The sequence below is a fragment of the Lysinibacillus sp. FSL M8-0134 genome (genome assembly GCF_038069745.1).
In the GTDB taxonomy this organism is placed as follows: domain Bacteria; phylum Bacillota; class Bacilli; order Bacillales_A; family Planococcaceae; genus Lysinibacillus; species Lysinibacillus irui.
In genome coordinates, this window is sequence record NZ_JBBPAJ010000001.1 from 2,293,533 (window position 1) to 2,318,486 (window position 24,954).

25 protein-coding genes and 2 riboswitches are annotated in these 24,954 nt (G+C 39.0%); of the genes, 13 read left to right on the top strand and 12 right to left on the bottom strand.

The window, feature by feature from the left end; all coding sequences use genetic code 11:
• The first annotated feature begins 348 nt into the window (after window positions 1–348).
• The 5 genes from MKY49_RS11655 to MKY49_RS11675 all read left to right on the top strand — a co-directional run bounded on the left by MKY49_RS11655 (window position 349) and on the right by MKY49_RS11675 (window position 4,882).
• Window positions 349–687 carry a DUF485 domain-containing protein gene (locus MKY49_RS11655; protein ID WP_341386286.1) on the top strand — a complete coding sequence of 113 codons (339 nt, stop codon included), beginning with the start codon at window positions 349–351 and terminating at the stop codon, window positions 685–687.
• Window positions 684–2,237, top strand: a complete 1,554-nt coding sequence (locus MKY49_RS11660; RefSeq protein ID WP_274793185.1) for a solute symporter family protein — start codon at window positions 684–686, stop codon at window positions 2,235–2,237. Before MKY49_RS11655 ends, MKY49_RS11660 begins: the two co-directional genes overlap by 4 nt.
• A 481-nt stretch (window positions 2,238–2,718) precedes the next feature.
• Complete coding sequence (locus MKY49_RS11665; RefSeq protein WP_274793186.1) at window positions 2,719–3,057, top strand: DUF485 domain-containing protein; 339 nt, start codon at window positions 2,719–2,721, stop codon at window positions 3,055–3,057.
• Window positions 3,058–3,065: 8 nt separating this feature from the next.
• Window positions 3,066–4,610 carry a solute symporter family protein gene (locus tag MKY49_RS11670; RefSeq protein WP_274797330.1) on the top strand — a complete coding sequence of 515 codons (1,545 nt, stop codon included), beginning with the start codon at window positions 3,066–3,068 and terminating at the stop codon, window positions 4,608–4,610.
• Window positions 4,611–4,705: 95 nt separating this feature from the next.
• Complete coding sequence (locus MKY49_RS11675) at window positions 4,706–4,882, top strand: hypothetical protein (protein ID WP_274793187.1); 177 nt, start codon at window positions 4,706–4,708, stop codon at window positions 4,880–4,882.
• Window positions 4,883–4,929: 47 nt separating this feature from the next.
• On the opposite strand, the gene MKY49_RS11680 is transcribed toward MKY49_RS11675, so the two are convergent.
• The 7 genes from MKY49_RS11680 to parE form a co-directional block, all read right to left on the bottom strand.
• Window positions 4,930–5,679: a TatD family hydrolase gene (locus MKY49_RS11680; protein WP_341386287.1), complete on the bottom strand. Its 750-nt coding sequence runs from the start codon at window positions 5,677–5,679 to the stop codon at window positions 4,930–4,932.
• A complete protein-coding gene (locus tag MKY49_RS11685) occupies window positions 5,669–6,418 on the bottom strand; it encodes an ABC transporter ATP-binding protein (RefSeq protein WP_274793189.1) in 750 nt (249 codons plus the stop codon). The genes MKY49_RS11680 and MKY49_RS11685 overlap by 11 nt, the downstream gene beginning before the upstream one ends.
• On the bottom strand, window positions 6,393–7,166 hold the full coding sequence (locus MKY49_RS11690; RefSeq protein ID WP_322610792.1) for an ABC transporter permease: 774 nt from the start codon (window positions 7,164–7,166) through the stop codon (window positions 6,393–6,395). The genes MKY49_RS11685 and MKY49_RS11690 overlap by 26 nt, the downstream gene beginning before the upstream one ends.
• Window positions 7,166–7,456, bottom strand: coding sequence for a thiamine-binding protein (locus tag MKY49_RS11695; RefSeq protein WP_274793191.1), 291 nt, complete (start codon window positions 7,454–7,456; stop codon window positions 7,166–7,168). Before MKY49_RS11695 ends, MKY49_RS11690 begins: the two co-directional genes overlap by 1 nt.
• Window positions 7,457–8,452, bottom strand: a complete 996-nt coding sequence (locus tag MKY49_RS11700) for an ABC transporter substrate-binding protein (RefSeq protein WP_312506690.1) — start codon at window positions 8,450–8,452, stop codon at window positions 7,457–7,459. It abuts the gene before it with no gap.
• A 157-nt stretch (window positions 8,453–8,609) separates the two neighbouring features.
• Window positions 8,610–8,720, bottom strand: a riboswitch (TPP riboswitch).
• 128 nt (window positions 8,721–8,848) lie between these two features.
• Complete coding sequence (parC, locus tag MKY49_RS11705) at window positions 8,849–11,278, bottom strand: DNA topoisomerase IV subunit A (RefSeq protein ID WP_322605173.1); 2,430 nt, start codon at window positions 11,276–11,278, stop codon at window positions 8,849–8,851.
• Window positions 11,275–13,251, bottom strand: coding sequence for a DNA topoisomerase IV subunit B (gene parE / locus MKY49_RS11710; protein WP_274793194.1), 1,977 nt, complete (start codon window positions 13,249–13,251; stop codon window positions 11,275–11,277). The genes parC and parE overlap by 4 nt, the downstream gene beginning before the upstream one ends.
• A 548-nt stretch (window positions 13,252–13,799) precedes the next feature.
• On the opposite strand from parE, the gene plsY reads away from it, so the two are divergent.
• The 6 genes from plsY to MKY49_RS11740 all read left to right on the top strand — a co-directional run bounded on the left by plsY (window position 13,800) and on the right by MKY49_RS11740 (window position 19,112).
• Window positions 13,800–14,402, top strand: coding sequence for a glycerol-3-phosphate 1-O-acyltransferase PlsY (gene plsY / locus MKY49_RS11715; RefSeq protein ID WP_274793195.1), 603 nt, complete (start codon window positions 13,800–13,802; stop codon window positions 14,400–14,402).
• A 19-nt stretch (window positions 14,403–14,421) separates the two neighbouring features.
• A complete protein-coding gene (locus MKY49_RS11720; protein WP_274793196.1) occupies window positions 14,422–14,712 on the top strand; it encodes a HesB/YadR/YfhF family protein in 291 nt (96 codons plus the stop codon).
• Between the two features lie 213 nt (window positions 14,713–14,925).
• Complete coding sequence (locus MKY49_RS11725) at window positions 14,926–16,467, top strand: spore germination protein (RefSeq protein WP_274793197.1); 1,542 nt, start codon at window positions 14,926–14,928, stop codon at window positions 16,465–16,467.
• Window positions 16,468–16,496: 29 nt separating this feature from the next.
• Window positions 16,497–17,696 carry a Ger(x)C family spore germination protein gene (locus MKY49_RS11730; protein ID WP_322605175.1) on the top strand — a complete coding sequence of 400 codons (1,200 nt, stop codon included), beginning with the start codon at window positions 16,497–16,499 and terminating at the stop codon, window positions 17,694–17,696.
• A 4-nt stretch (window positions 17,697–17,700) separates the two neighbouring features.
• Entirely contained in the window at window positions 17,701–17,934 is a 234-nt protein-coding gene (locus tag MKY49_RS11735) for a hypothetical protein (protein WP_274793199.1), read from the top strand.
• 29 nt (window positions 17,935–17,963) lie between these two features.
• Window positions 17,964–19,112, top strand: a complete 1,149-nt coding sequence (locus tag MKY49_RS11740) for a GerAB/ArcD/ProY family transporter (protein ID WP_274793200.1) — start codon at window positions 17,964–17,966, stop codon at window positions 19,110–19,112.
• 40 nt (window positions 19,113–19,152) lie between these two features.
• Here MKY49_RS11740 and metA read toward each other — a convergent pair whose 3' ends face one another.
• Window positions 19,153–20,088, bottom strand: a complete 936-nt coding sequence (metA, locus tag MKY49_RS11745; protein WP_322610786.1) for a homoserine O-acetyltransferase MetA — start codon at window positions 20,086–20,088, stop codon at window positions 19,153–19,155.
• A 99-nt stretch (window positions 20,089–20,187) separates the two neighbouring features.
• Window positions 20,188–20,297, bottom strand: a riboswitch (SAM riboswitch).
• 204 nt (window positions 20,298–20,501) lie between these two features.
• On the opposite strand from metA, the gene MKY49_RS11750 reads away from it, so the two are divergent.
• The gene (locus MKY49_RS11750; RefSeq protein WP_274797331.1) at window positions 20,502–20,873 is read left to right on the top strand and encodes a nucleotide excision repair endonuclease; all 372 of its coding nucleotides are present in this window, start codon (window positions 20,502–20,504) and stop codon (window positions 20,871–20,873) included.
• A gap of 53 nt (window positions 20,874–20,926) precedes the next feature.
• Here MKY49_RS11750 and MKY49_RS11755 read toward each other — a convergent pair whose 3' ends face one another.
• Window positions 20,927–21,271 carry a hypothetical protein gene (locus MKY49_RS11755; RefSeq protein WP_341386288.1) on the bottom strand — a complete coding sequence of 115 codons (345 nt, stop codon included), beginning with the start codon at window positions 21,269–21,271 and terminating at the stop codon, window positions 20,927–20,929.
• Between the two features lie 60 nt (window positions 21,272–21,331).
• Complete coding sequence (locus MKY49_RS11760) at window positions 21,332–22,114, bottom strand: TrmB family transcriptional regulator (protein ID WP_341386289.1); 783 nt, start codon at window positions 22,112–22,114, stop codon at window positions 21,332–21,334.
• 127 nt (window positions 22,115–22,241) lie between these two features.
• Between MKY49_RS11760 and MKY49_RS11765 the strand changes: the two genes are divergently transcribed.
• Complete coding sequence (locus MKY49_RS11765; RefSeq protein WP_274793204.1) at window positions 22,242–23,012, top strand: TSUP family transporter; 771 nt, start codon at window positions 22,242–22,244, stop codon at window positions 23,010–23,012.
• 42 nt (window positions 23,013–23,054) lie between these two features.
• On the opposite strand, the gene panF is transcribed toward MKY49_RS11765, so the two are convergent.
• Both panF and MKY49_RS11775 read right to left on the bottom strand, forming a co-directional pair.
• Window positions 23,055–24,500: a sodium/pantothenate symporter gene (panF, locus tag MKY49_RS11770; protein WP_274793205.1), complete on the bottom strand. Its 1,446-nt coding sequence runs from the start codon at window positions 24,498–24,500 to the stop codon at window positions 23,055–23,057.
• A complete protein-coding gene (locus MKY49_RS11775) occupies window positions 24,500–24,763 on the bottom strand; it encodes a YhdT family protein (RefSeq protein WP_274793206.1) in 264 nt (87 codons plus the stop codon). Before MKY49_RS11775 ends, panF begins: the two co-directional genes overlap by 1 nt.
• Between the last annotated feature and the right edge of the window lie 191 nt (window positions 24,764–24,954).

The following is a 24,954-nucleotide window of genomic DNA, read 5'->3' on the forward strand; positions in this document are numbered from 1 at the left end:
AATTATCCACTTTTAGATCCTATGCAAAATTTAATCTTAAAATAATATAAAACACAATATTCTCTTTTAGGTTATTATTTTCTTCTACATTCACCTTTATTAACAACAAACTATTTTAATAATATTATTTCAATAAAAATCCATTCTCTCTTTTATACATTTATTTTCTAACAATTCCTTATTATTTCTACATTATTTCCTATGATTCAAAGTGACTAAAAATTATAAAAACTCAAAATTTAGTATTGCATTATAAGATTCTCCCTCATAAAATAAGTGAATATAACGACGAACGAAAAAGAAATATGTCGTTTGAAACAGAAATATATAACTTTAGGGGGAATAATAATGGTGAACGTTTCAACAAAAAAACAGGCTCAGTCTATTGATTATCATGCAATAGAGGCAATGGAATCGTTTAATAGCTTTGTGAAAAAGAAAAATACGTTTCTTTTCTCGATTACTGCAGTGTTTCTAATCCTTTATATCTTGCTACCGATCCTTGCCTTCCATCCTGTACTACAACAAAAATTCTTCGGAAATATTACGGGTGTATGGGTATATTCCGCAGGCTTATTTATCATGACCATTGTGCTTTGTACAGTATATGTAAAAAAAGCGGCTTCATTCGATAAAGCTGCAGCTGCTGTGCTCGAAGAATATCATGCGAAGGGAGAAAATAAATGAACATTGTATCTATCGGCTTCTTTCTAGCTATTGTCGGCTTAACACTTGTGGTTACTTATATTGCAGCAAAGCGTACGTCCTCTGCAGCTGATTTCTATACAGCTGGTGGTGGTTTAAAGGGGTGGCAAAATGGCTTTGCGATTGCTGGTGACTATTTATCTGCCGCAGCTTTCCTTGGGGTTTCTGGTGCGATTGCCTTAACAGGTTTTGATGGTTTCTTCTTCTCTGTAGGCTATGTAGTGGCAAATTTAGTGCTACTTTATGTCATTGCTGAGCCTATGCGTAATTTAGGACGCTATACATTAGCAGATATGTTAACGGCTCGTTTTAATGAAAAACGTATCCGTGGTGTAGCTGCGTCAGGCACTATTATTATTGTCATTCTTTATATGATTGCACAGCTAGTAGGTGCCGGTGCATTAATTAAACTATTGTTTGGAATTGAGTACTGGATTGCTGTGTTAATTGTCGGCGTTATGATGACAACTTATGTTTTGTTTGGTGGAATGACTGCGACTTCTTGGGTACAAATCATTAAAGCAAGCTTATTATTATTTGGGACAGGTCTTTTAGCCGTATTAGTATTAGTGAAATTTGACTTCTCTCTTATGAAAATGTTTGACACAATTGCCGTAGATCATGGTGAGGAATTCCTTGTACCCGGAATAAAATACACAAGTACTATTGATTCTGTTTCTATGATGATGGCTTTAGTTTTAGGAACATCTGGCTTACCTCATATTTTAATGCGTTTCTTTACAGTCAAGGATGCCAAGACAGCACGTGCATCAATTTCTTGGACAACTTGGATTACAGCTATTTTCTTCTCATTAACGATTTTCCTAGGGTTTGGTGCATTAAACTTTGTTGGGCTTGATCAAATTCTTGCTGAAAGTAAGGCTGGTAACACGGCTGCCCCACTACTTGCCCATTATTTAGGTGGCGATGTATTGATGGCATTTATCGGTGCCGTAGCGTTTGCGACTATTTTAGCCGTTGTTTCAGGTTTAGTGTTAACTGGGGCGTCTGCGATATCTCATGATATTTATGGAGAAATCATGAAAGGAGGTAAATTAACAGAAAAGCAACAAGTGGTAGCTGCCCGTACTGGCTCCATTTCGATTGCCATTGTATCTATAATTCTTGCATTATTCGCTCAAAGCTTAAATGTTTCATTCTTAGTGTCCTTTGCCTTTTGTATCGGTGCTTCAGCCAATCTACCTGTTATCCTTTATACAATCTATTGGAAGAAATTTAATTCTACAGGCGCTGTAACGGCAATGGTAACAGGATTAGTATCTTGTTTAATTTTAGGAGCGATGGGACCAAATGTGTGGAGCCCAGTTGAAGGTGCTGCAATCTTTGTAGGACAACCACTTGTCCCACTTGCGGTTCCAGCTATCATTACCATTCCTCTAGGCTTTGTTGCTGGATATCTAGGTACAGTTCTTTCTTCAAGTAAAGTACCACAGGAAGAGGCAGAACGTATTTATAAAGAAATTCGCGTGAAAGCGAATACGGGTGTGTCAGTATCGGACATTTCTCATTAATATTTATACACCTCTCTTATAATGAATCTCAATTCAAAAAGTGCAAAAAAATAGGCAAAAAATTCGATTTTTGGTCGAGTTTTTCGCCTTTTTTGTTATTCGATATCTACCAATTTATTTATCGAACAATACTATTCCTCTTCCAAAAAACAGAAAAAATCCAATTTCCACTAGGTGAATAGTGTTTATTTTTAGTTAAAAAAACGAGATTTTTTTGTAAATTTACCCTCCTTTTTTTATCAAGAATCTAGATTTCTCTTTACTTCATTTATTTATCTGAATTTTCTAAAACCCTTTATACCCTTGACTTTGTGCCATTTTTTCTCTCCTAGGACTATTTTCAGAAAAATTTTTTTTACATAATTTTTCTGAAATGTATTGCAATTTTGTGAACTGTTTCATAAAATGAAAATGTGAATTCACTAAACTAGCAAATTTTAGTCTTGAGGCAGAAAAAATATACACAAAATGGGGAATGTTAATGGCGAACAATCAAGCGAAAAAAGGTGTCGTGATTGACTATGATGCAATTGCTAACCAAGAATCATTTAAGGCTCTTGTACGAAGAAAGAACTCTTTTCTTTGGTCTATAACTGCCATATTTTTATTGGCCTACATGATGTTACCAATTCTGACATCATACACGGAAATTCTACACCAAAAGGCATTTGGGGAAATTACTTGGGTGTGGATTTATTCTGCAGGGCTATTCATCATGACATGGGGGTTATGTCATTTATATGTAGCGAAAGCAAACAGTTTTGATAAAGAAGCAAAAGCGATCATCGCTGAATATGAAAACGGAGGTGGCCGCCTATGAGTAATGGAATGAGCTTTACAGCCATATTCTTCTTCGTAGCCATTGTTGGTTTAACTTTAGTTATTACATGGTGGGCTTCTAAACGTACATCTTCAGCAAGTGATTTCTACACTGCTGGTGGTGGCTTAACAGGCTGGCAAAATGGACTAGCTATCGCTGGTGACTATCTATCAGCAGCCTCTTTCCTAGGTATCGCTGGTGCAGTAGCATTATTTGGATTTGACGGATTCTTCTTCTCTATTGGTTATTTAGTAGCTTACTTAGTGGTGTTATACATCGTAGCTGAGCCATTACGTAACTTAGGGAAATTTACATTAGCTGACATGATTACAGCGCGTTTCAATAACGCAAAAGTACGTGGAACAGCTGCTTTAAGCACTATTACAATTGTTTTATTCTACATGATTGCACAACTAGTTGGTGCAGGAGCACTTATTCAATTACTTTTAGGAATCGACTATTGGATCGCCGTATTAATCGTTGGTTTCATGATGACAACTTACGTACTATTCGGTGGTATGACTGCAACATCTTGGGTACAAATCATTAAAGCTTGTCTTTTAATGTTAGGTACAGTAATTATCTCGTTCTTAGTATTAAAAGAGTTCGGCTTCAGTATATCTACAATGTTCAAAGAAATGACAACAGCTACTGATAGTGGTGCTGCTTATTTAAACCCAGGTCTAAAATATACGGATGGACTTGATACTATCTCAATGCTTATTGCGTTAGTATTAGGGACTGCGGGGCTACCACATATCTTAATGCGTTTCTTCACAGTAAAAGACGCACAAACAGCTCGTTCTTCGGTTATTTGGGCAACTTGGATTGTAGGTATCTTCTATGTTCTAACTATTTTCTTAGGTTTCGGTGCAGCAGCATTCGTTGGGAAAGAAGACATTATCGCGGCAAACGCTGCTGGTAACATGGCTGCCCCACTTCTTGCAGAAGCACTTGGTGGCGACATTCTATTCTCATTTGTTTGTGCGGTAGCATTCGCAACAATTCTTGCAGTAGTAGCAGGTCTTGTACTGTCAGGTGCATCTGCCCTATCACATGATATTTATGGACAAATTATTAAAAAGGGTAAAATTACAGAAAAAGAGCAAGTTCTTGCAGCTCGTATTGGTTCGATTACAATTGCTGTTATTTCTATCCTATTAGCGCTTGGTGCACAAACATTAAACGTTGCATTCTTAGTATCTCTAGCATTCTGTATTGCAGGATCTGCTAACCTTCCAGTTATCATTTACACAATTTATTGGAAACGCTTTAATACAGCTGGTGCTGTAACAGCGATGTTAACAGGTTTAATTTCAGCATTAGTATTAGTAGCTATTTCACCAAACGTGTGGAATCCAGTTGAAGGTAAGGCAATTTTCGTTGGTGAACCATTAATCATGTTAACGAATCCTGCTTTAATTTCTGTACCACTTGGTTTCCTTGGTGGCTTTATTGGCACATTACTATCTAAAGAAAGTGATGAGTCGAAATATCGTGAAGTAGACGTGAAAGCTAACACAGGTATTTCTGTACAGGACGTATCTCACTAATACCATGAGAACCTCGTAAGTATCTTGCTTACGAGGTTTTACTTTTTCTCCCCTATTCGCTACTATAATGTTAGAAAGGATTGGAGGGTAAATGTATGTCACAATCTAAAGCTAAAAAGCAACGAATGCATGTTAAACGGACAGTAGGCAAGGATGTTGAAAAAAATCGACAATCGATCTCCTTTAGTACACATGAACGTGTAACAAAAACAAAGAATGAAAAATTAGAGCATGATTACTCAAAACATAAAAAGCAGTATAAGGACGACTAATTCGTACCCTATACTGCTTTTTTCTTAACTTTAATGCAGAAGAACTATTAAAGCTGATAGAAGTTCTTAGTATTTTCACTAATGATTTTAGCCGCTTCCTGTGTTGACAGCCCCTTAATATGCGCGATCACCTCAATCGTCGAATGCATCATCCACGGAGATGTTCGCTTATTCGTAAATGGACCTTCAAACGGCCAAGGACCGTCTGTTTCTACCATCATGAGTTCAATAGGGTACGTTTCAATCAACTGTTGAATTTCTTTTTCATACAAACAATCAGGGGTGATGGAAATAAAATAACCATGCTGAATCATGCGTTTCACTACAGTTTCATCCCCTTTAAACCAATGAAAATGAGCTTGATGAAACTGATGCTTTTCAAGCAAATCACATACGATGGCAGCGTCCTCATAGACAGCATGTAAGATAATCGGCTTGCTAAGTTCCTTTGCCAAAACAATAAAACGCTCTAATAGCACCACGTAAGGACGGTCATCAATAGCATGTTCTTGCCTTAAATAATAAGGAAGGCCAACCTCTCCAACAGCGACCATTTCATCTGCATGACAACGAATCCAATCAAATAGTGCATCCTCTTCACATTGACTTGGTAAAGACTGTTCAGGATGAAAGCCAAAAGCTACCTTAACTTGAGGATAGCTGTTTGATAAATGCAATGTCCTTTGGCATGATGTCAAATGCATGCTAACCGCAATGACAAAATCGGCATCTTCTAGCAAAGTTGGAATCTCCTCATCTTTATACTGATCTAAATGAATATGAGCATCAATCAGCATGCATATCACCCTTTTCTTCTTGTAAATACATAAATAATTGTTGCTTTAAGGCTGTAAATGCAGCAGAATGACGAATTTCCTCTCGGCGAGGTCTAGCAAACGGTACGATCATTTCCTTTTTAACCGTTGCAGGCCTTTTCGTTAAGACTAATATTCGATCTGCCAAAAAGAGAGCCTCTTCTATACTATGCGTAACAAATAGAATAGATTTCCGGTACTCTTCCCAGATAGATAAAAGCCATGCCTGCATTTCCAATCTCGTAAATTCGTCTAGCGCCGAAAAGGGTTCATCTAAGCATAAAATGGGCTTATCACTAACTAAGGCACGTATGAAGGAGACTCGCTGCTGCATGCCGCCTGACAGTTCATTTGGATAGGCATCGATAAAGGACCCAAGACCAACCTTTTCTAGCCATTCCTTGGCACGTTCGACGTTTGGTTTACGCTGTAATTCCTCCACGATGGTAACGTTCTCTAAGATGGTACGCCAAGGCAATAGACAAGGCTGCTGGGGCATATAGCCAATCGTCCCTCTCTTTTGCTGTAAATCCTCTCCATTTAATAAAATGGCCCCATGATCGATTGAAGAGACACCACCTATTAATTGAAACAACGTACTTTTACCACTTCCTGAAGGTCCCACAATAGCTACAAACTCGCCATCCTTAACCTCAAAGGACAGATCTTCAAGGACTTGCAGGGCATCAAAGGATTTACTGATGTTTTGAATGCTGAGCATGGTTACCTCTCCCCTTCACCATGATTTTTTCTATAAATCGTATACTGCTAAACAACAGTAAGCTTAACAAAACAATGGCAAAAATCGCGACAAATACACGATCCGTGCGAAAGGAGGATTGAGCTAAGGTCATATATACGCCAATACCCTTTTTCGCACCAAGCCACTCTGCAATGACAGCACCCATGACACTGTATGTAGCAGCGATTTTAACGCCTGAAAATATAGCAGGATATGCATGCGGCCATTCCAATTTCCAAAAAGTTTGCGAAGTTGTCGCACCAATCATCGCAAAATAGTGCTTTAATTCAGGTGAAGTTTGACGAAATCCGTCCATGGCCGCAATGACTATCGGGAAAAAGCACACAAGGCAAATAATAATGAGCTTTGGTAATAAGCCAAAGCCAAACCATATTATGAGGAGCGGTGCTAAGACAAGTATTGGGATATTTTGCGACATGATCAAAATCGGATAAAACAACTCCCGAATAAACGAAAATCGATGCAACACAATAGCTACCGTTAAACCACAAACAATACCAATAGCAAGGCCTAATATGGCCAATTGCACCGTAGCCAAAGCATGTGGTAAAAAGGTTGGATACGACTGAAAGCCTTCCATCAGAATACGACTTGGTGCAGGTAGAAGCCAATGGGGAACTTCAGCCACATGCACGACTAGTTCCCAGATGAATAAGAGGAAGGCGATAAAGATGATCGTCCTTCCCTTTTGAAACGCTTGTTTCATTACTGATATTTCTCCGTTAATGTATCCATGGTAATACCAGTTGGCTGATAGAGTATTTTCACTTGTGTAATCACATTAATAGCACCAAGCTCTATCATCTTGTCATTCATTTTCTCAATAAGTTGAAGCAATGTTGACAGCTCACCTTCCATCGTCGTTTCTAGCGGATGTACTTCATATTTCACACCAGATGCATCAATCACAGCAATGGCTGCATCCACATAAGGAATGACATCCTCATATTTCTCTGTTTTCGGGATAATTTGGACACTGATTAATGAATTTGCCATTTATTTGGCCTCCTTTTTAGGTAAGAAATCATTCGTAAAGGCTTGCTTTGCATCAAACTCGCCCTCTAATACCTTGTTGCTAGACATCCAATTAGCATAGTTTTCCCATACAGAAAGCTTTTGCTCTCCCCATTGCTTCGCATCGTCCTGATATTTATCAGCTAACCATTCTTGACTTTTATGCACTAAATCTTTATCTAAGTCAGGTGCCGCTTCTAGCAAAATATCTGCAGCCTCACTCGGATGCTCGATTGCGTATTCATAACCTTTAGAAGCAGCTGCAACAAAGGCTTTTACAACATCAGGATTGTCCTTTATCATTTTTTCATTAGTAGCCAATACAGGCGTATAATAATCCAACTGATCACTATAATCCGTTAAATACAACATATTAATCTTTTCCCCACGAAGCTCTGCCTCAATACCTGTCCATGCATAATAAATCCACGCAAAATCAATATCTTTTTCCATCATCGTGAAGAAATCTAAATCACCTGCATTGACAATATCTAATTGATTAATATCGGCATTTTCTGTTTGCATTAACGATTGGAGTACCGCTTGCTCTAGTGGGGCTCCCCAACCGCCATAAGTTTTACCTTCGAAATCCTTTGGTGAGGTAATCCCTTTAGAAGCAATCGAAGCAAAGCCCGATGTATTATGCTGAATGATGGCGGCAATCGAAACAAGTGGTACATCCTGGACACGTGCCTGTGTGATGCCTTCCTGATAGCTTACCCCAAATTCTGCCTTACCAGAAGCTACAAGCTGATCTGCTCCCGCTTCCCCTGGCATCATAATATCAACATCTAAGCCTTGTTCCTCAAAATAACCAAGCTTTTTCGCGACATACAGCCCTGTATGATTTGTATTCGGAGTCCAATCCAGTACTACTGACACCTTTTTTAGCTTATCAGTTGCCTGCTTGTCCTCCTTGTCACTACAGCCCACTAATGTTACAAGTGCAGCCAATAGAATAAATAACCATTTTTTCATGCTAGGTCCTCCCAGTTTGTAATATGAAAGTGTTCATAAAGGAATGCGTGTCACCAGAAAGAAAGCGTAAATACGATGGGCAAGAGGTGTTTGAAAATATAAAAAAACGCCTAGGATTCCTCCCAGACGTAAATTGCAATCAATCTTCAAAACTTTGCTTTTTTGAATAGATGTTCCCTACGCTGGTACGAGCCAAATCAGGTTCAAAGGGTCAGCGTCTATCGGACACAATCTCAGCTAGCAACTACTAGCCCCCCTACATTCTTTCGCTATGAACTTTTCGTTGATTATTATACCCATAGTTACTCTTAAAAGACAAGGTACTAATTTGGTTTAACCGTTTTACACCAAAAAAAGCCCAGCTCACAAAAGAGACTGGGCGTTAAAAAAGCTTGGTTATTGTTCCTTTTTGGTCGTTAGAACATGGGAAATAGCCCCATCTGTTGCGATATCCACTTTAAACGATCCATTGGAATGGCGATCAGCACGAGTCAATGCTTGGACATCTAACACCTCTTGCACGCCTTTTTCTGTTTCAATAACAATCTGCTCCTCATCTGTTGCTTGAATAACGGCCACAATGCGGTGCGGATTTGCTTTTAATTCTGTTAATACTTTTAGACCACGTTTTGCACGACTGGCTACTTCAACCTCTGCGACATTCATTTTCTTAACAGCCCCACGCTGTGTCACAATGACAACATATTGCGTTTGATCAGGTTGTAGCACATTCACACCGACTAAGGCTTCCCCATCTTTTAGCGTAATGCCCTTTACTCCGCCTGTTTTTACACCTGTTACTGGTAATTCCTCCATTGGGAAACGAATTGAATAAGCCGTATCTGTTGTTAACATCAATTCCACGTCATCCGTCACAAACGCTGCATAGATCATGGCATCGCCAGCCTTCACATTCATCGTTTTAATTGGTTTTGAATAACGTGTCACCGCGTAATCGGCAAGTGGAGAGCGTTTAATTTGACCATCCTTTGTCGCAGTGAAGATGTACGTATTTGGTTGATCAAATGTTTCAAAGCCATATACAGCGATAATTGACTCATCTTCACCCGTTGGCACGATACTTGAAATATGCTGACCAAGATCCTTCCAGCGAATATCTGGCAGCTCATGAACAGGCTGATAAATATAATTGCCTCGATTTGTAAATAGGAGTAAATGGTGCTGTGTATTTAAGGTTGCTTCATACAATAAGTAATCCGAATCCTTCATCGCAAAATCCTGACCATTCGAGGCGGCATGTGAACGTGTCGAAGTACGTTTAATATAGCCATCCTTCGTTACGGTTACGACAACCTCTTCACTTGGTACAAGAACATCTAAGGTAATTTTAATCTCTTCAATTTCTTGCTCAATTCTTGAGCGACGAGGCTCTGTAAAGCGTTTCTTAATATCAAGCAATTCTTGTTTAATGACACGTACAAGCTTTGCCTCACTTTGTAAAATCCCCTCTAGCTTAGCAATCAACCTATTTAGCTCGTCCTGTTCTTGTCGAAGCTCTGTAATGTCTGTATTGGTTAAACGGTATAATTGCAAGCTGACAATCGCCTCTGCCTGTACCTCTGTAAAATCAAACTTCGCCTGTAAATTAAGCTTGGCATCCTTTTTATCATTAGAAGAACGGATTGTTGCAATCACTTCATCTAAAATGGAAAGGGCTTTAATTAACCCATCCACGATATGGGAACGATCCTTCGCCTTTTGTAAATCGTAAATGGAACGGTTCGTGACTACTTCTTTTTGATGGGCAATATAGGCATCCAATAATAATGGTAAGGTCATCATTGTTGGACGACGATTATGAATGGCAATCATATTAAAATTATAAGCTACCTGTAAATCCGTTGTTTTAAATAAGTATTGGAGAATTCCTTGTCCTGGTACATCCTTTTTCAGTTCAATGACAACACGTAAGCCAGTTCTATCAGATTCATCACGAATTTCCGCAATCCCCTCAAGACGTTTATCTACGCGTTGCTCATCAATTTTTTTCACAAGATTCGCCTTATTGACATCGTATGGTAATTCTGTGATAACAATTTGCTCTTTACCACCCTTAATAGGCTCCACAACCGCTTGTGCACGGACAATAATTTTACCGCGACCCGTTTCATATGCTTTTTTAATGCCGTCAACGCCTTGGATAATACCACCTGTTGGGAAATCTGGCCCTTTAATGACCGTCATTAATTCATCCACTGTCGCAGTAGGCTTATCTAAGCGCATTAATACGGCATCTAGCACTTCATCTAAAGCATGTGGCGGAATATCTGTCGCATACCCCGCCGAAATCCCTGTAGACCCATTCACTAGTAAGTTAGGGAAACGTGCTGGTAAAACAGTTGGCTCCATATCCTGGTCATCAAAGTTCGGTACAAACTCAACTGTTTTCTTGCCGATATCTCGTAGCATTTCACCAGCAATCGCAGATAATCGTGCCTCCGTATAACGCATGGCAGCTGGTGGATCTCCATCGACCGAACCATTGTTCCCATGCATCTCAATAAGCATATGACGTGCTTTCCAGTCCTGACTCATACGCACCATCGCTTCATAGACAGAGCTATCTCCGTGTGGATGGTAATTACCGATTACATTACCGACTGTTTTCGCAGATTTTCGGAACGGCTTATCATGGGTATTTCCTTCTGTAAACATCGCATATAAAATACGGCGCTGTACTGGTTTAAGACCGTCACGTGCATCAGGCAACGCGCGGTCTTGAATAATATATTTACTATAGCGACCAAAGCGGTCACCCATTACTTCTTCTAAAGGTAAATCTTGAAACTTTTCCGTACTACTCATGCTTGGTCCTCCTCTTGTTGGATGAATTCATTCTCTAAAATATTGGCATCATCCTCCATACCGAAGTCTACATTGGCTTCGATCCATTTACGACGGGGTTCTACCTTATCACCCATTAACGTCGTGACACGTCTCTCTGCACGTGCACCATCCTCGATTGTGACACGAATTAATGTCCGTGTCTCAGGGTTCATCGTTGTATCCCAAAGCTGGTCTGCATTCATCTCTCCAAGACCTTTATAACGCTGTAATATGTAACCCTTTCCAACTTTTTTGATGGCCTTTTGTAGATCGCTTTCTGTCCAAGCATATTCAATGACTTCTTTTTTTCCAGTACCCTTAGAAACTTTATAAAGTGGTGGTAGCGCGATATAGACTTTTCCTGCTTCAATAAGTGGGCGCATATATCGATAGAAGAACGTTAATAGCAATACTTGAATATGAGCTCCGTCCGTATCAGCATCGGTCATGATTACTACTTTATTATAAGCGGAATCTTCTACAGCAAAGTCTGTACCAACACCTGCGCCAATCGCATGGATAATCGTTGAGATTTCTTCATTTTTCATAATATCCTGTAGCTTGGCTTTTTCCGTGTTAATGACTTTCCCGCGCAGTGGCAGAATCGCTTGGAATGTACGGTCGCGCCCTTGTTTCGCAGAGCCCCCAGCAGAATCACCTTCGACTAAGTATAATTCATTTTTTGCGGCATTCCGAGACTGTGCAGGCGTTAGTTTACCAGACAGAATGGTACTACCTTTTTTGTTTTTCTTGCCGTTTCGTGCATCTTCACGCGCTTTACGAGCAGCTTCACGTACTTGCTGCGCACGAATGGCTTTACGCACAAGAGAAGCTGATAACTCCGCATTTTCCTCTAGTACATACAAAATTTGCTCAGACACTACACTATCTACTGCAGAACGAGCCTCACTTGTCCCAAGCTTGCCCTTTGTTTGTCCTTCAAATTGCAATAAATGCTCCGGAATACGAACAGAGACGATGGCCGCTAAGCCTTCACGAATATCAGTCCCCTCAAGGTTTTTATCCTTATCCTTTAACAAGCCAATTTTTCGTGCATATTCATTAAATACACGCGTTAATGCTGCTTTCGCACCTGTTTCATGTGTTCCACCGTCACGTGTACGAACATTATTAACAAAGGATAAAATCGTTTCCGAATAACCATCATTATATTGGAAGGCGAACTCTACCTCGATTTCATCCTGGATACCTTCTACATACTTCACCGGATGAAGGACGTCTTTTTCCTCATTCAAATACGCAACGAAAGCTTCAATGCCATTCTCATAAAAGAACACATCACTTTTGCCTTCCTCGCGCTCATCAATTAATTCAATTTTTAACCCTTTTAGTAAAAAGGCTGACTCACGTAAACGCTCTGCTAACGTATCATAATTGAATTTTGTGACAGAGAAAATACTGTCATCCGGTAGGAAATGAACAAGAGTACCTGTTTGCTTTGTTTGTCCTATTTCTTCTAGCGTTGTAACAGGATGTCCACCGTTCTCAAAACGCTGACGATATTTTTTACCGTCACGATGAATGGTAACCTCTAAAAACGTTGAGAGTGCATTGACTACAGAAGAACCTACACCATGTAAGCCACCACTTGTTTTATAGCCCCCTTGTCCAAATTTACCGCCTGCATGCAGCACAGTAAAAATAATTTCAGGGGTTGGTTTGCCCATTTTATGCATACCTGTTGGCATACCACGGCCAAAGTCTCGCACGCTGATACTCTGATCCTGATGAATCTTGACAATAATATGAGATCCAAAGCCAGCCAGTGCTTCATCTACCGCATTATCTACGATTTCATACACAAGGTGATGAAGTCCACGGCCATCCGTCGAACCGATATACATGCCGGGTCGTTTGCGTACCGCTTCTAATCCTTCTAATACTTGTATAGCGTCATCATTATAGACGCTAGGTGACTGTTTATTCGTCAAAAAAATTCCCCTCCAAAAAACAAACACATGTTCTATTTATGTTCTCATCCTAATAATAATAGCATTTCCTGTCAATAGCTAGCGACAGGTCCAATAAAATTTTAAAAATTGCTCACAGTTTTGATTCTTTTTATAGTAAACATCTTCAACAGTTGCTTAAATTTGGAATTTAAGCAAGACAGACTGCTACTACTATCCATTATCGTTTGACGCATAGTAGCCTATTTAGTTTCACTTCCATTTGTTTGGCTACCCATCTCGAGCGATGAAAGTGCTACGATGTATCTCGCGATTAACTGGATAAAGTTAGACTTCTATTCTACCAAAGGAATGAACGATTGACAAAATTGCCTTTATGCCTATATTTTTAAAAAGGCTTTTTTCCACAACTGATCCTCTCATGTCTAAAAGACTACCCTATGGTAATTGAATTCAAGACCCATAATGAAATCTCCTTCATAACATTGTAGATTAGCAAGAAAAAGTGTAAAATACTTGTTACAAACTATTAGTACCAAGTATTGACTATGAATGAAAGGAGTCCAGCTATGATCAATGGACTTATTATTTTATGTGCTTATCTAATTGGCTCTATACCTTCTGGATTATGGATAGGCAAAATTTTTTATAACACAGATATTCGTGAACACGGGAGCGGTAATCTAGGTGCAACCAATACCTTCCGCACGTTAGGAAAAAAAGCTGGTATCGTGGTGACCGTGATGGATGTTTTAAAAGGAACTGCCGCAGTGTTACTCGTGACACTTCCTATTTTCTCTGACAGTATGCTCCATCCTTTACTACTCGGCCTAGTTGCCGTAATCGGCCATATGTTTCCGATTTTCGCCAACTTCCGTGGTGGGAAGGCAGTGGCAACCTCTGCGGGTGTTTTATTAGGCTATTCATGGCCACTGTTTGTCCTATTATTTATTGCCTTTATTGTGACATTAAAAATTACTAAAATCGTTAGTTTAACATCTATGATAGCCGCTTTAGTAGCACTTATTTATGCAATCGTTTATTATTTTGTTACAGGTGACTTTGCATTAGGCATTTTGGTAGCCTTTTTATTCACTTTTATTATTTATCGTCACCGTGCCAATATTTCACGGATTAAAAACGGCACCGAGCCAAAGGTAAAATGGCTGTAGGAAGAGAGGAGCATTCGAAATGAACATTGCATTAACAGATGAAGCCCTACAATGGTTCAAGCAGGAAATGGAAGTAGAATCAGGTGATACCATTCGCTTTTATGCACGCTATGGTGGTTCTAGTCCTTTTCACGAAGGCTTTTCACTTGGCATGACTCGTGAAGAACCGATCGCTATAGGTGTTCAAACAGAAATTGATGGTGTAACCTATTACATTGAAGAGAAAGACCTCTGGTTCTTTAACGATCACAATCTACATGTTGACGTTGATGCAAGTAAAGATGAATTACAATATGATTATCGTACATAAAGCAGTGTTTCCTTTCAGCATATGAAAGGAAACATTGTTTTTTATTTCGCTTCATGGTCCAAGGTTGTTACGTTGAAGTAATCTTTAGCGGTACCCGAAGCTGAGAAGACATCCAGTAGAAATCCATGGCAGATTTTCATGCCTTCTTCGTTTATCTGGTAAAAAATTTGTCCACTCTAATGGTAATGAACGTCCATTTGAGGAGGAAAACACATGTCCACGTCTAACAATATTGATACCTCCCCATCCCATACTATGAACGATTTGTTATACACGTCCCTTGCTAAAAATTTAAAAATCATTCAGAACTCACTCGGTCATAGCAATGACATCATTATACGAAAAATTACTATTGGTGAAACTGAACCTCATCACCTAGCCATTATATCGATTGATGGTTTATCAGATAAAACAACCATTTCCGATTCTGTTATTGATAAACTGATGGCTAACATTGAGGAAGAACAAGATATTGAAATTACAACCATTAATGAATATGTCCGAAATTCCTATTTAACAGTTGGTGATGTAAAAAATATTGAGCACTTTAAAACGCTCTACCAAGCTATTCTCAATGGTGAAACGGTTATATTATTAGATGGCTTTGCTGAAGGGATAGTGACCAGCACAAGAAGTGCGAAAGATCGAGCAGTAACAGAACCATCGACGGAATCGGTTATACGAGGACCTAGGGAATCCTTTACGGAAACACTTCGTACCAATACAGCCCTAATCCGTCGTAAAATAAAAAGTCCAAACCTCTGGATTAAATCACGTATTATCGGTGATGTCACACAAACAGATGTAGCAGTCATGTATATTAATGGCATCGCGAACGACAAAATTGTCGCAGAGGTATTAGCTCGTTTAGACCGCATCAATATTGATGGCATATTGGAAAGTGGTTATATTGAGGATTTCATTCAGGATTCTAAAAATACCATGTTTCCAACTATCTACAACTCCGAACGTCCCGATGTCATTGCTGGTGAATTATTAGATGGGAAAGTAGCGATTTTAGTAGATGGAACACCCTTTGTCTTAGTGGTGCCAGCGTTATTTACATCTTTTTTACAGTCAGCAGAAGATTATTATCAGCATTGGATGATAAGCTCCCTGATCCGCATATTGCGCTTTTTTGGTATTAGTCTAGCATTAGTAGCACCATCACTGTATGTAGCCATTACAACCTTTCACCAAGAAATGCTGCCAACACCAATGTTAATCAGTATTGCATCGCAAAGGGAGGGCGTCCCCTTCCCAGCTGTAGTAGAGGCACTCATAATGGAGATTGCCTTTGAGGTTTTGAGGGAAGCTGGACTTCGTATGCCAAGAACAATCGGTCCTGCTGTGTCGATTGTAGGTACCTTAGTTATTGGTCAAGCAGCGGTTGAAGCAGGCATTGTTTCTGCTGTAATGGTCATCATTGTCGCCTTAACAGCCATTTGTAGTTTCCTCTTCCCTGCTTATGGCCTATCGAATACTATTCGTGTGCTACGGTTTCCATTAATGATTTGTGCTGCGATGTTTGGTTTATTTGGTGTAATGTTTGGCATTATGTTGATTATTCTACATTTATGTAGTATTCGATCATTTGGTGTACCTTATTTAAGCCCTTTTGCACCGTTAGTCCTGAAGGATCAAAAAGATGCCTTTCTATTATTCCCACGTAGAAAGTTACTAACACGACCTCGTTTAGTTAACCAGAAAAACATTGTCAGAGGCCATCAATATAAAGATGTAAAAAAGAGGTAATCACTACTGAATAAATGAGGAAATTAAATATGGCGAAAATAAAAGTGATCGGCTTACTTTGCATCCTCACTTTATTATTAAGTGGTTGCTGGAGTAAGCGTGAATTAAATGAATTAGCCATTGTCGTTGCACTTGGAATAGATAAAATAGACGATGCATATGAGGTCACTGTGCAGATTGTCGATCCTAGTGAAGTGTCGATGAAACAAGCCTCCACACAACGCTCCCCTGTTATTAGCTATCATGCGAGGGGTGAGACTATCTTTGAGGCTATTCGCAAAATGACAACACTTGCAGCACGGAAACCCTATTTTGCTCATCTGCAAGTAGTCGTCTTAGGAGAAGAGCTCGCAAAAGAAGGAATCAGTGAATCACTTGATTTAATTTCGAGGGATCATGAATTTCGAAAAGATTTCGATGTCATTATGTCTTATGAGGCTGCAGCAAAGGATGTGTTAAATGTACTAACACCCATCGAAAAGGTGCCTGCTAATAAAATGTTAAATTCACTTGAGGTTTCTGAAAAGGCTTGGGGCTCCACAATCGCTATTAATATAGATGAATTAGTTAACACATTAAGTAGTAAGGATAAAGGAGCATTAATTTCTGCGATTGAAATTCACGGCGATAAAAAATTAGGCGTCGATCAAGCCAATGTTCAGCGCGTCAAAACACCCGTTTTATTACAATACGCAGGTCTAGCTGTCTTTAAAAAGGATAAATTCATCGGATTACTGACAGAGGAAGAAAGTAAAAGTGTTAGTTTTCTCAGTGACAAAATTAAAAGTACCATTGAAATCATCGCTTGTCCGAAGAAAGGTACTTTATCTACAGAAATCACACATTCCAAAACAAAAGTAAAAGGCTCCTTTCAACATGGAGAGCCAGCAATCGATGTTCAAATAGAAGTGGAGCAGAACGTGGGAGAAGTAGAATGTGATATCGACCTTTCAAAACCTAAATCTATTGATTATGTGAATCAAAAAACAGCTCAAGGTATCAAAGGGCGAATCGAAGAAGCATTAGAGAAAATACAACAACAATATGAAGTTGATGTTCTAGGATTTGGTGATACACTCCATCGGGCAGATGCAAAACAGTGGAAAAAAATCAAAAATGATTGGCCAACTATCTTTCCAGAATTGCCGATTCATGTTCATGTGAAGGTGAAAACGCAAGGTTTAGGTACAATGCAAAACTCATTACTAAACAAACCAAAGGAGGAGTAACGAAGTGGTTCTAGCCGTTGCGATCTTGATCATCTCGGTCATCGTAGGCATTATTTTTATTCCAAAACTAAAAAAACAACAGGATACAAAGGGCATTGTTGTGTTCTCCATTTTGTTACTTATTGGTACAGCTTTAAATATGGCAATTGCCCTTAAAATCCATATTCCGAGCCCATTAGATTTAATAACATTTATATTTACACCGATTAGAGATTATATTTTGTCATTAAGCAAATAGAGAGAATGACTAAAAAAGGAAGGGATTCGATGGAAAAGGAAATCATTAGCTCAAGACAGTTTACAATTATTACCCTCCTTTATTCAATCGGTACAGCTATTTTAATTATTCCCGCTAGCATCACAAGTGCCGCTAAGCAAGATTCGTGGATTGCTGCCAGCATTGGGGTCATCCTCAGTTTACTGGTTATTAAATTATTTATGACGCTAGCCAACCAAACACCTTCTCTTAATTTTATTGAGGCAAACGAAAAAATACTCGGTCCCTTTTTGGGGAAATTCACAGCCATTTGTTTCCTGATTCTAACCTTTCTTTCCGCTGGAGAATTACTCTATTTTATCGGGATATTCATGAAAACAGAAGTGATGCCGGAAACACCGACCATGGCGATTGCCTTGCTATTTATTATTATCATTATGTATGCTGCCTATTTAGGCATTGAAACTTTTGCGCGGTCTGCAGAAATCCTCTTTCCGTTATTTGTCTTTATTTTTATTTTTTTTGTTGTCTGTATTACCCCTCAGATTACGTTTGAAAATATTCAACCTGTACTCGAGGCAACAAAATCATCAATGTTTTATAGTATTATTCGTTTTATGAGTATTTTTTCCTTTCCATTAATTGTGTTATTAATGCTTTACCCTGCTGCGGTTAATGTACAGCAATCCGCGCAGAAAGGGTTTTATATTGGGACCATCTTAGGTGGATTTGTTTTAGTGACATTGATTGTGCTATCAATTCTTGTACTAGGTCCTGAAAATACGGCTTCTAGAACCTTTCCAAGCTATGCCTTAGCACAAAGAATATCGATAGGGAATTTTTTGCAGCGGATTGAGATTATAATGGCCTTTATGTGGATCTCATCCATTTATATTCGAACTTTTATGTATTTCTATACGACCGTTGTCGGCCTTGCCCAGATTTTAAAAATCAAGGATCATCGGCCTCTCATTATACCGATGGGACTAATTGTTATTGGGCTTTCTCAAATAGTTCACCCAAACATTGTCCATTCGAACAAATATAATAATGAAATTTGGCCAATCTTTTCTTTTTTCATCACCATTCTATTACCGATCCTTTTACTGATTGTGGCGATTATTCGCAATCGCAAAGCGAAAGCTGAAACGAGCGAAATGCCCAAAGCAGAAACAAGCAATGACAATCAAAAAGTCTAATTTCTTTTAAATTAGCAAGAAATTAGACTTTTTATTTGAATTAAATATGATACTCAATTTCGTCAACAAAATCCCATTCATATGGTGTTTCTTGGTATACATAGTAGTTCAACCAGTTCGAGAATAATAAATGGGTGTGGGCACGCCATGTATTAATAGGCTCTTTAGTTGGATCATCGTTTGGAAAGTAGTTTACGGGAACGGCGATATCAAGGCCCTTAGCCACATCACGACTGTATTCATCGGCTAGTGTTGTTGCATCATATTCCAGGTGACCTGTAATCATAATGTTTTTATTATCTTTTGATTGTACGATAAATACCCCTGCATCCTCCGAATAAGATAATAAGCGTAAGTCTGGATGATTGCGTACATCGTCAATTGACACAGACGTATGGCGAGAATGAGGAGCGGTAAATAAATCACTAAAGCCCCGCACTAAATCTACCGTTAAATCGGTAATGACATGGGAATAGACACCAGAACATTTAGCTGAAAGCTCTATCTTTCCAATTCCATAGTGGTGATACAAAGCAGCCTGTGCTCCCCAACAAATATGTAATACGGATGTCACATTCTCTTTGGACCAATCCATAATTTCTGAAATTTCTTGCCAATAGTTGACCTCTTCAAAAGCCAATTTTTCTACTGGCGCCCCTGTAATAATCATGCCATCATAGCGTCGATGACGAATTTGGTTGAATGTCGTATAAAATAGCTGTAAATGAGATTTACTAACATTTTTTGATTCATGTGTGGCAGTGTTTAAAAACGTAATATTGACCTGTAACGGTGTATTCCCTAATAACCGTAATAATTGGAGTTCTGTTTTTTCTTTTTCCGGCATTAAATTTAAAATTAATATATTTAACGGACGAATTTGCTGTGTTTTCGCACGATCCTCTTCCATCACGAAGATTTTTTCCTCACGTAAATGTTCTCCAGCTGGTAAATTTTTCGGAATATTAATTGGCATCTTGCGTTCCCCTCTCTGTTTTCGCTCTCTTTTTCTAAAAATTAAAAAATCCCCCTCATTCCATACGAGATAGAATGAGAAGGATTTTTTTCACGTCCACTCTTATCTCTCAAAGGAATATCCTTTGTTGGAATTAGCACCTTTCTAACACATGTTAGAGGTTGCTGAAGCGTCATAGGGCCATATCCCTCAGCTTCTCTTGATAAGATTATTTAATTACCTTGAATTGTAACATGAACTAGTTAGAATATCAATAATTCATAGAATATTTTGTGATTCGCTATGCATGTTCTTTGTCCATTTGAAGTACACTAAGCTTGCTGTTAGTGGCTTTTCGATATTTAAAATTTATGGTAAACATGCCGTATTTATGTTACCATATAGCTTTAGTAAGAGAGAGGAACGTGAATAGTTTGATTAAAATTGAATTTCCAAAACCAGATGTAGTTATCCGTCAACGCGAACAAGAAGTAAAACCAGGTGATGTGCCAATCACACCTTATTTTGGCTTTATTGATTTCCATAAAATCACACGTGATAAAGGCGGCATTTTCTTATTCTATAATGACAAGAATGAGCTATTATTCGTTGGGAAAGCTCGTAAAATCCGTCAACGTATTAAAAAGCACTTTGAGGATAATGTATCACCGATGAAAAACCACCGTGATGAAGTGTTCAAAATTGAAGTCTATGAAGTAGAAGATCCAATGGAACGTGAAATTTACGAAACATATGCCATTAATACTTTCCGCTCCAAATACAATGTTGATAAAGTCTTTTATTAAGACAAATTACAAAAAGCCGAAATCTCATCAAAGTGAGATTTCGGTTTCTTTTTTCACAGGATGGTCATACGATCGATGGGTGTGTTTTGCTTGTTGATGAAGACCTCAATAAGGTTCTGTTCAGGGCTTTTCGATATTTTAAAAACATATGGTTGGGCCTCTTTTCGTTGCTCGCTGCCTTCATTAAGATGAATGATAAGTCTATTTTCCCCTACTTCGATACTTGCTAGTACATTCCCCTTTGAATAATAGACGAGATAATACGTCGCGTCATCTTCATACAATAATTGAATATTGTCCTGAGAAACGATGTTTTTCTGCACATGTTCTGGGACGATAGGTAGTTCACGAATGCTGAGTGGAGTGGTAGGTGGCGTAGCATTACATGCTGCTAACATTAGTAGACACCCTAAACCTAGCAACACTAATTTATTCAGAATGCTCCCCTTTTCTCATCTTTATTCTAAGAAAAAACCTTTTCGCTCTTTCGCAATCCAATCCTCAAGCTCCTGATCATCGCGTTTTACTAGTCTATTGATAAGGACATCATGCCAAATATAATCCTCTAACAAATAGATATGGACAGGGTCATTAGTGATGAAGGCGGTTTCTTGCGCGGATGGCGAGTGACCATAAATCATTTCCTGACCATCTACCGATAAAATAAACCAATGTGGAGTAGACGTTTTTTTCGTATAGTGTGTGGCCCTATGGCGGTCAATAGTCGCTAAGTGTTCGTCTACATACAGTGTAATGCCATGCACAGGAATACGCTGTGACACTTCTTGAAGGTCTTGCCGTAGCGCATCGTACATATCTTCCCACATCGACAGAATCACTTTTTTCTTTGCATTTCTTAAAAGTGACTGACAGTAATTGAGGATGGACTCCTTACCCTTTAGCATCACGACTTTATGCTCCACTTCCTGAACATTTTCCTCTAGCTTTTCTAATTTCATACTTATCGACGAAAAATTTGTTTGCCAGCGCTGCTCCATTTGCTGTAAAAATACGGACACGGGCATGGCTGAATAGGTCGTTTGTTCTGCGGTCTCTTCTTTCAACACGATCCCTTTTTCTACAAGGATATTTAAAATATCATACACTCTTGCACGCGGTATGCCAGAATTTTTGCTGACCTGATAGGCACTAACATGACTTTGTTGAACGAGTGCCGTATAGGCTTTTGCTTCATATTCTGTAAAACCCATATCTTTCAACTGGGTGATTAATTCCTCCATGTAATCCCTCCATTATCTTTATTATAGGCTACTGTTGTGAAGATTTGCCAATAAAAAAGTTAGGGTTTACAGCAGTAAATAAATTAGTTACTATTTCAGTAGTAACTAATTTAGAAGAGGTGTAATCATGGTTTTTGATGTCGATGTACATATTATCATTCTATTAATATCATTTGGATTTCTGGCAGCTTTTGTCGACTCGGTAGTTGGAGGAGGCGGATTAATTTCATTGCCAGCTCTACTGTTTGTTGGTCTTAACCCAGCGGCTGCTGTTGCCACTAATAAACTAGCAGGGGCAATGGGCTCACTAACATCCTCTATTTCCTTCTACCGTTCTGGTCAGCTGGAAATTCGCTCTGTCCTTAAATATTTTCCTCTAGCATTTATCGGATCATTATGTGGTGCATGGACTGTCCATCTCATCAACCCAGCATTACTAAAGCCACTAATGTTAGTCATGCTTGCAGCAGTGGGGATTTATACAATCTTTAAAAAGGATTGGGGTGCTGTCTCTACTGTAAAAAATTTATCTAAAACTCATTTATTTTTATTTATGCTGCTGTTATTTGCTATTGGTTTTTATGATGGCTTTCTTGGTCCTGGAACAGGCTCCTTTTTAATCTTTAGCTTCCTGCTGATAGGCTTTGATTTTTTAAAGGCAGCAGGCAATGCGAAATTTTTAAATTTAGCGAGTAATGTAGCTGGTGTGTGTATGTTTGCTTACTTAGGGCAAATTCATTATGTATATGGTTTAGTCATGGGGATCGCTCAAATTGGTGGAGCAATGCTCGGCTCAAAAATGGCGATTCAAAAAGGAAGCGGCTTTGTTCGTACGCTTTTTATCGTGGTGACGATGACATTATTAGCGAAAAACGCCTATGATTTTATGATGCATTAAATTAAAACACGCCACAGAATTGTAATCTGTGGCGTGTTTACTTTAAATCATTAATTGTTCATTTTTAAATTTATGACTAGTGGCAAGACTCACCATAACAAAAATAATGAAGGATGCTACAATTGGCAGCGTGACTGTATGCATACCAAAGATGGAAGGATAGAAGCGATCAATGACAATGTACAGGGACATGCCTGTAATCATCGAAGCAATTGCACCATATTTGTTCGCCTTCTTCCAATACAATCCTAGGACCACGGTCCAAATAAAGACTGCCTCCAGCCCACCAAAGGCAAATAAATTCAACCATACTAATAAGTCTGGTGGATTTAGGGCAAAGATAATGACTGCTAATCCAATGACCGTTGTGACAATAAAGCTTGCACGCTTAATTTCTGCATCACTTGCTTTTGGCTTCATGTAATTTAAATAGATGTCTTTCACAACTGTGGAGCTAACAAGCATGAGCAGTGCATTAACAGTAGACATCGTAGCGGCCATTGGTGCAGCTAATACAATCCCTGCTAAAAATGGCGGTAATACCTTCAACGTTAGAAGTGGCATCACTTTATCCCCAATATCAATACCAGGTAGGACAGGTCGAGCTAATACACCAATTAAATGCATACCAAACATGATTGTCCCAATCGCAATCGTACCGATAATGATGGCTAAATGCATACTTTTTGAATCTTTATAGCTCATCGCACGAACTGCAATTTGTGGGAGTCCTACGACACCCACACCGATTAAAATCCAAAATGTCGAGACATAAAGTGGTGTTAAATCTCCCTGTGCGCCAAAGGGTGATACAAAATCCGGATTTTCAGCGACTAGTGAGGTCATAATATTATCGATACCACCACCTGCAATAATTGTGCCAATTAATAAAATAACTGTACCAATAACCATAATCGTGCCCTGGACTGTATCCGTTAAAGCTACTGCTCGGAAGCCTCCAATAATAACATACACTAACACCGAAATAGCAAAAATAAACAGTGCCGTTGTGTAGCTTAAGCCTGTCAAAGATTCAATTAAACGTGCGCCCCCGACCCATTGTGCCATCATCGCAGAAAATAAAAAGACAATAATACTGATGGCGGATAAAATCACTATGACATGGCTTTTGTAGCGCTCTCGTAAAAAGTCAATTAATGTGATGGCCTGGTAACGACGAGCAATGATAGCGAATTTTTTACCTAAAATCATGAGGACAAAATAACCCGCCGGAAGCTGTGCCATCGCGAGTAATACCCAGCCAAGGCCTTTTGTATAGGCAACACCTGGCCCACCGATAAAACTACTTGCACTACCATATGTAGCAATCATCGTCATCGCTAGAATGAAGCCACCCATTTCACGACCACCAAGGAAATACTCCTGAAGGAACGAATTAGAGGAACGGATATGCTTATTAGCCCAAATACCAATCCCAAAAATAATAATTAGAAATAATAGCAAAGGAAATACAACTTGCCAATGCATTAATGATCCCCCTCCTCATCATCAAATGGTACCTCTTTGAAAAAGAGTTTCATGACAATCCAGATGAGCAGGATCATAAAGCCTGTCCCTGCGATACAGCTATAGAAAAACCAGGCAGGAAAACCGAATACATACGAATAATTAGCTGGATCTCCTCCGCCTAATCCATAGGCAAAGCCAAACCAAATCGCAAAGTTGACAATGACTAGTCCAATCCCAATAAGCGCCTCTCGATGCGCTATTTTAAAGCGTTGATCTTTCACATGACAATCCCCCTAACCTACTCTATTTTACTGATATGTTGGTCTGATGGGAAGTGTAAGAAACGTTTTTTATCCTATGTAGTCTCGAAGCTATCAATACTTTTGGATTTTTCAATAGGGTTCTAGCAAACACCCAATCGTCAATAACGAAATTCAATCGCTCTAAAAAATAAAAACCCTCGTCCATCGAA

Excerpts from the sequence above, each read along its gene's own strand:
- panF (WP_274793205.1), bottom strand. The coding sequence starts at position 24,500 with ATGCATTGGCAAGTTGTATTTCCTTTGCTATTATTTCTAATTATTATT.
- MKY49_RS11755 (WP_341386288.1), bottom strand. The coding sequence starts at position 21,271 with ATGTTAGCAGCATGTAATGCTACGCCACCTACCACTCCACTCAGCATT.
- MKY49_RS11655 (WP_341386286.1), top strand. The coding sequence starts at position 349 with ATGGTGAACGTTTCAACAAAAAAACAGGCTCAGTCTATTGATTATCAT.
- MKY49_RS11725 (WP_274793197.1), top strand. The coding sequence starts at position 14,926 with ATGTCCACGTCTAACAATATTGATACCTCCCCATCCCATACTATGAAC.
- MKY49_RS11700 (WP_312506690.1), bottom strand. The coding sequence starts at position 8,452 with ATGAAAAAATGGTTATTTATTCTATTGGCTGCACTTGTAACATTAGTG.
- MKY49_RS11765 (WP_274793204.1), top strand. The coding sequence starts at position 22,242 with ATGGTTTTTGATGTCGATGTACATATTATCATTCTATTAATATCATTT.
- MKY49_RS11670 (WP_274797330.1), top strand. The coding sequence starts at position 3,066 with ATGAGCTTTACAGCCATATTCTTCTTCGTAGCCATTGTTGGTTTAACT.
- parC (WP_322605173.1), bottom strand. The coding sequence starts at position 11,278 with ATGAGTAGTACGGAAAAGTTTCAAGATTTACCTTTAGAAGAAGTAATG.
- MKY49_RS11760 (WP_341386289.1), bottom strand. The coding sequence starts at position 22,114 with ATGGAGGAATTAATCACCCAGTTGAAAGATATGGGTTTTACAGAATAT.
- metA (WP_322610786.1), bottom strand. The coding sequence starts at position 20,088 with ATGCCAATTAATATTCCGAAAAATTTACCAGCTGGAGAACATTTACGT.
- MKY49_RS11695 (WP_274793191.1), bottom strand. The coding sequence starts at position 7,456 with ATGGCAAATTCATTAATCAGTGTCCAAATTATCCCGAAAACAGAGAAA.
- MKY49_RS11720 (WP_274793196.1), top strand. The coding sequence starts at position 14,422 with ATGAACATTGCATTAACAGATGAAGCCCTACAATGGTTCAAGCAGGAA.
- MKY49_RS11690 (WP_322610792.1), bottom strand. The coding sequence starts at position 7,166 with ATGAAACAAGCGTTTCAAAAGGGAAGGACGATCATCTTTATCGCCTTC.
- MKY49_RS11685 (WP_274793189.1), bottom strand. The coding sequence starts at position 6,418 with ATGCTCAGCATTCAAAACATCAGTAAATCCTTTGATGCCCTGCAAGTC.
- MKY49_RS11680 (WP_341386287.1), bottom strand. The coding sequence starts at position 5,679 with ATGCTGATTGATGCTCATATTCATTTAGATCAGTATAAAGATGAGGAG.
- MKY49_RS11660 (WP_274793185.1), top strand. The coding sequence starts at position 684 with ATGAACATTGTATCTATCGGCTTCTTTCTAGCTATTGTCGGCTTAACA.
- MKY49_RS11665 (WP_274793186.1), top strand. The coding sequence starts at position 2,719 with ATGGCGAACAATCAAGCGAAAAAAGGTGTCGTGATTGACTATGATGCA.
- MKY49_RS11675 (WP_274793187.1), top strand. The coding sequence starts at position 4,706 with ATGTCACAATCTAAAGCTAAAAAGCAACGAATGCATGTTAAACGGACA.
- plsY (WP_274793195.1), top strand. The coding sequence starts at position 13,800 with ATGATCAATGGACTTATTATTTTATGTGCTTATCTAATTGGCTCTATA.
- MKY49_RS11730 (WP_322605175.1), top strand. The coding sequence starts at position 16,497 with ATGGCGAAAATAAAAGTGATCGGCTTACTTTGCATCCTCACTTTATTA.
- MKY49_RS11740 (WP_274793200.1), top strand. The coding sequence starts at position 17,964 with ATGGAAAAGGAAATCATTAGCTCAAGACAGTTTACAATTATTACCCTC.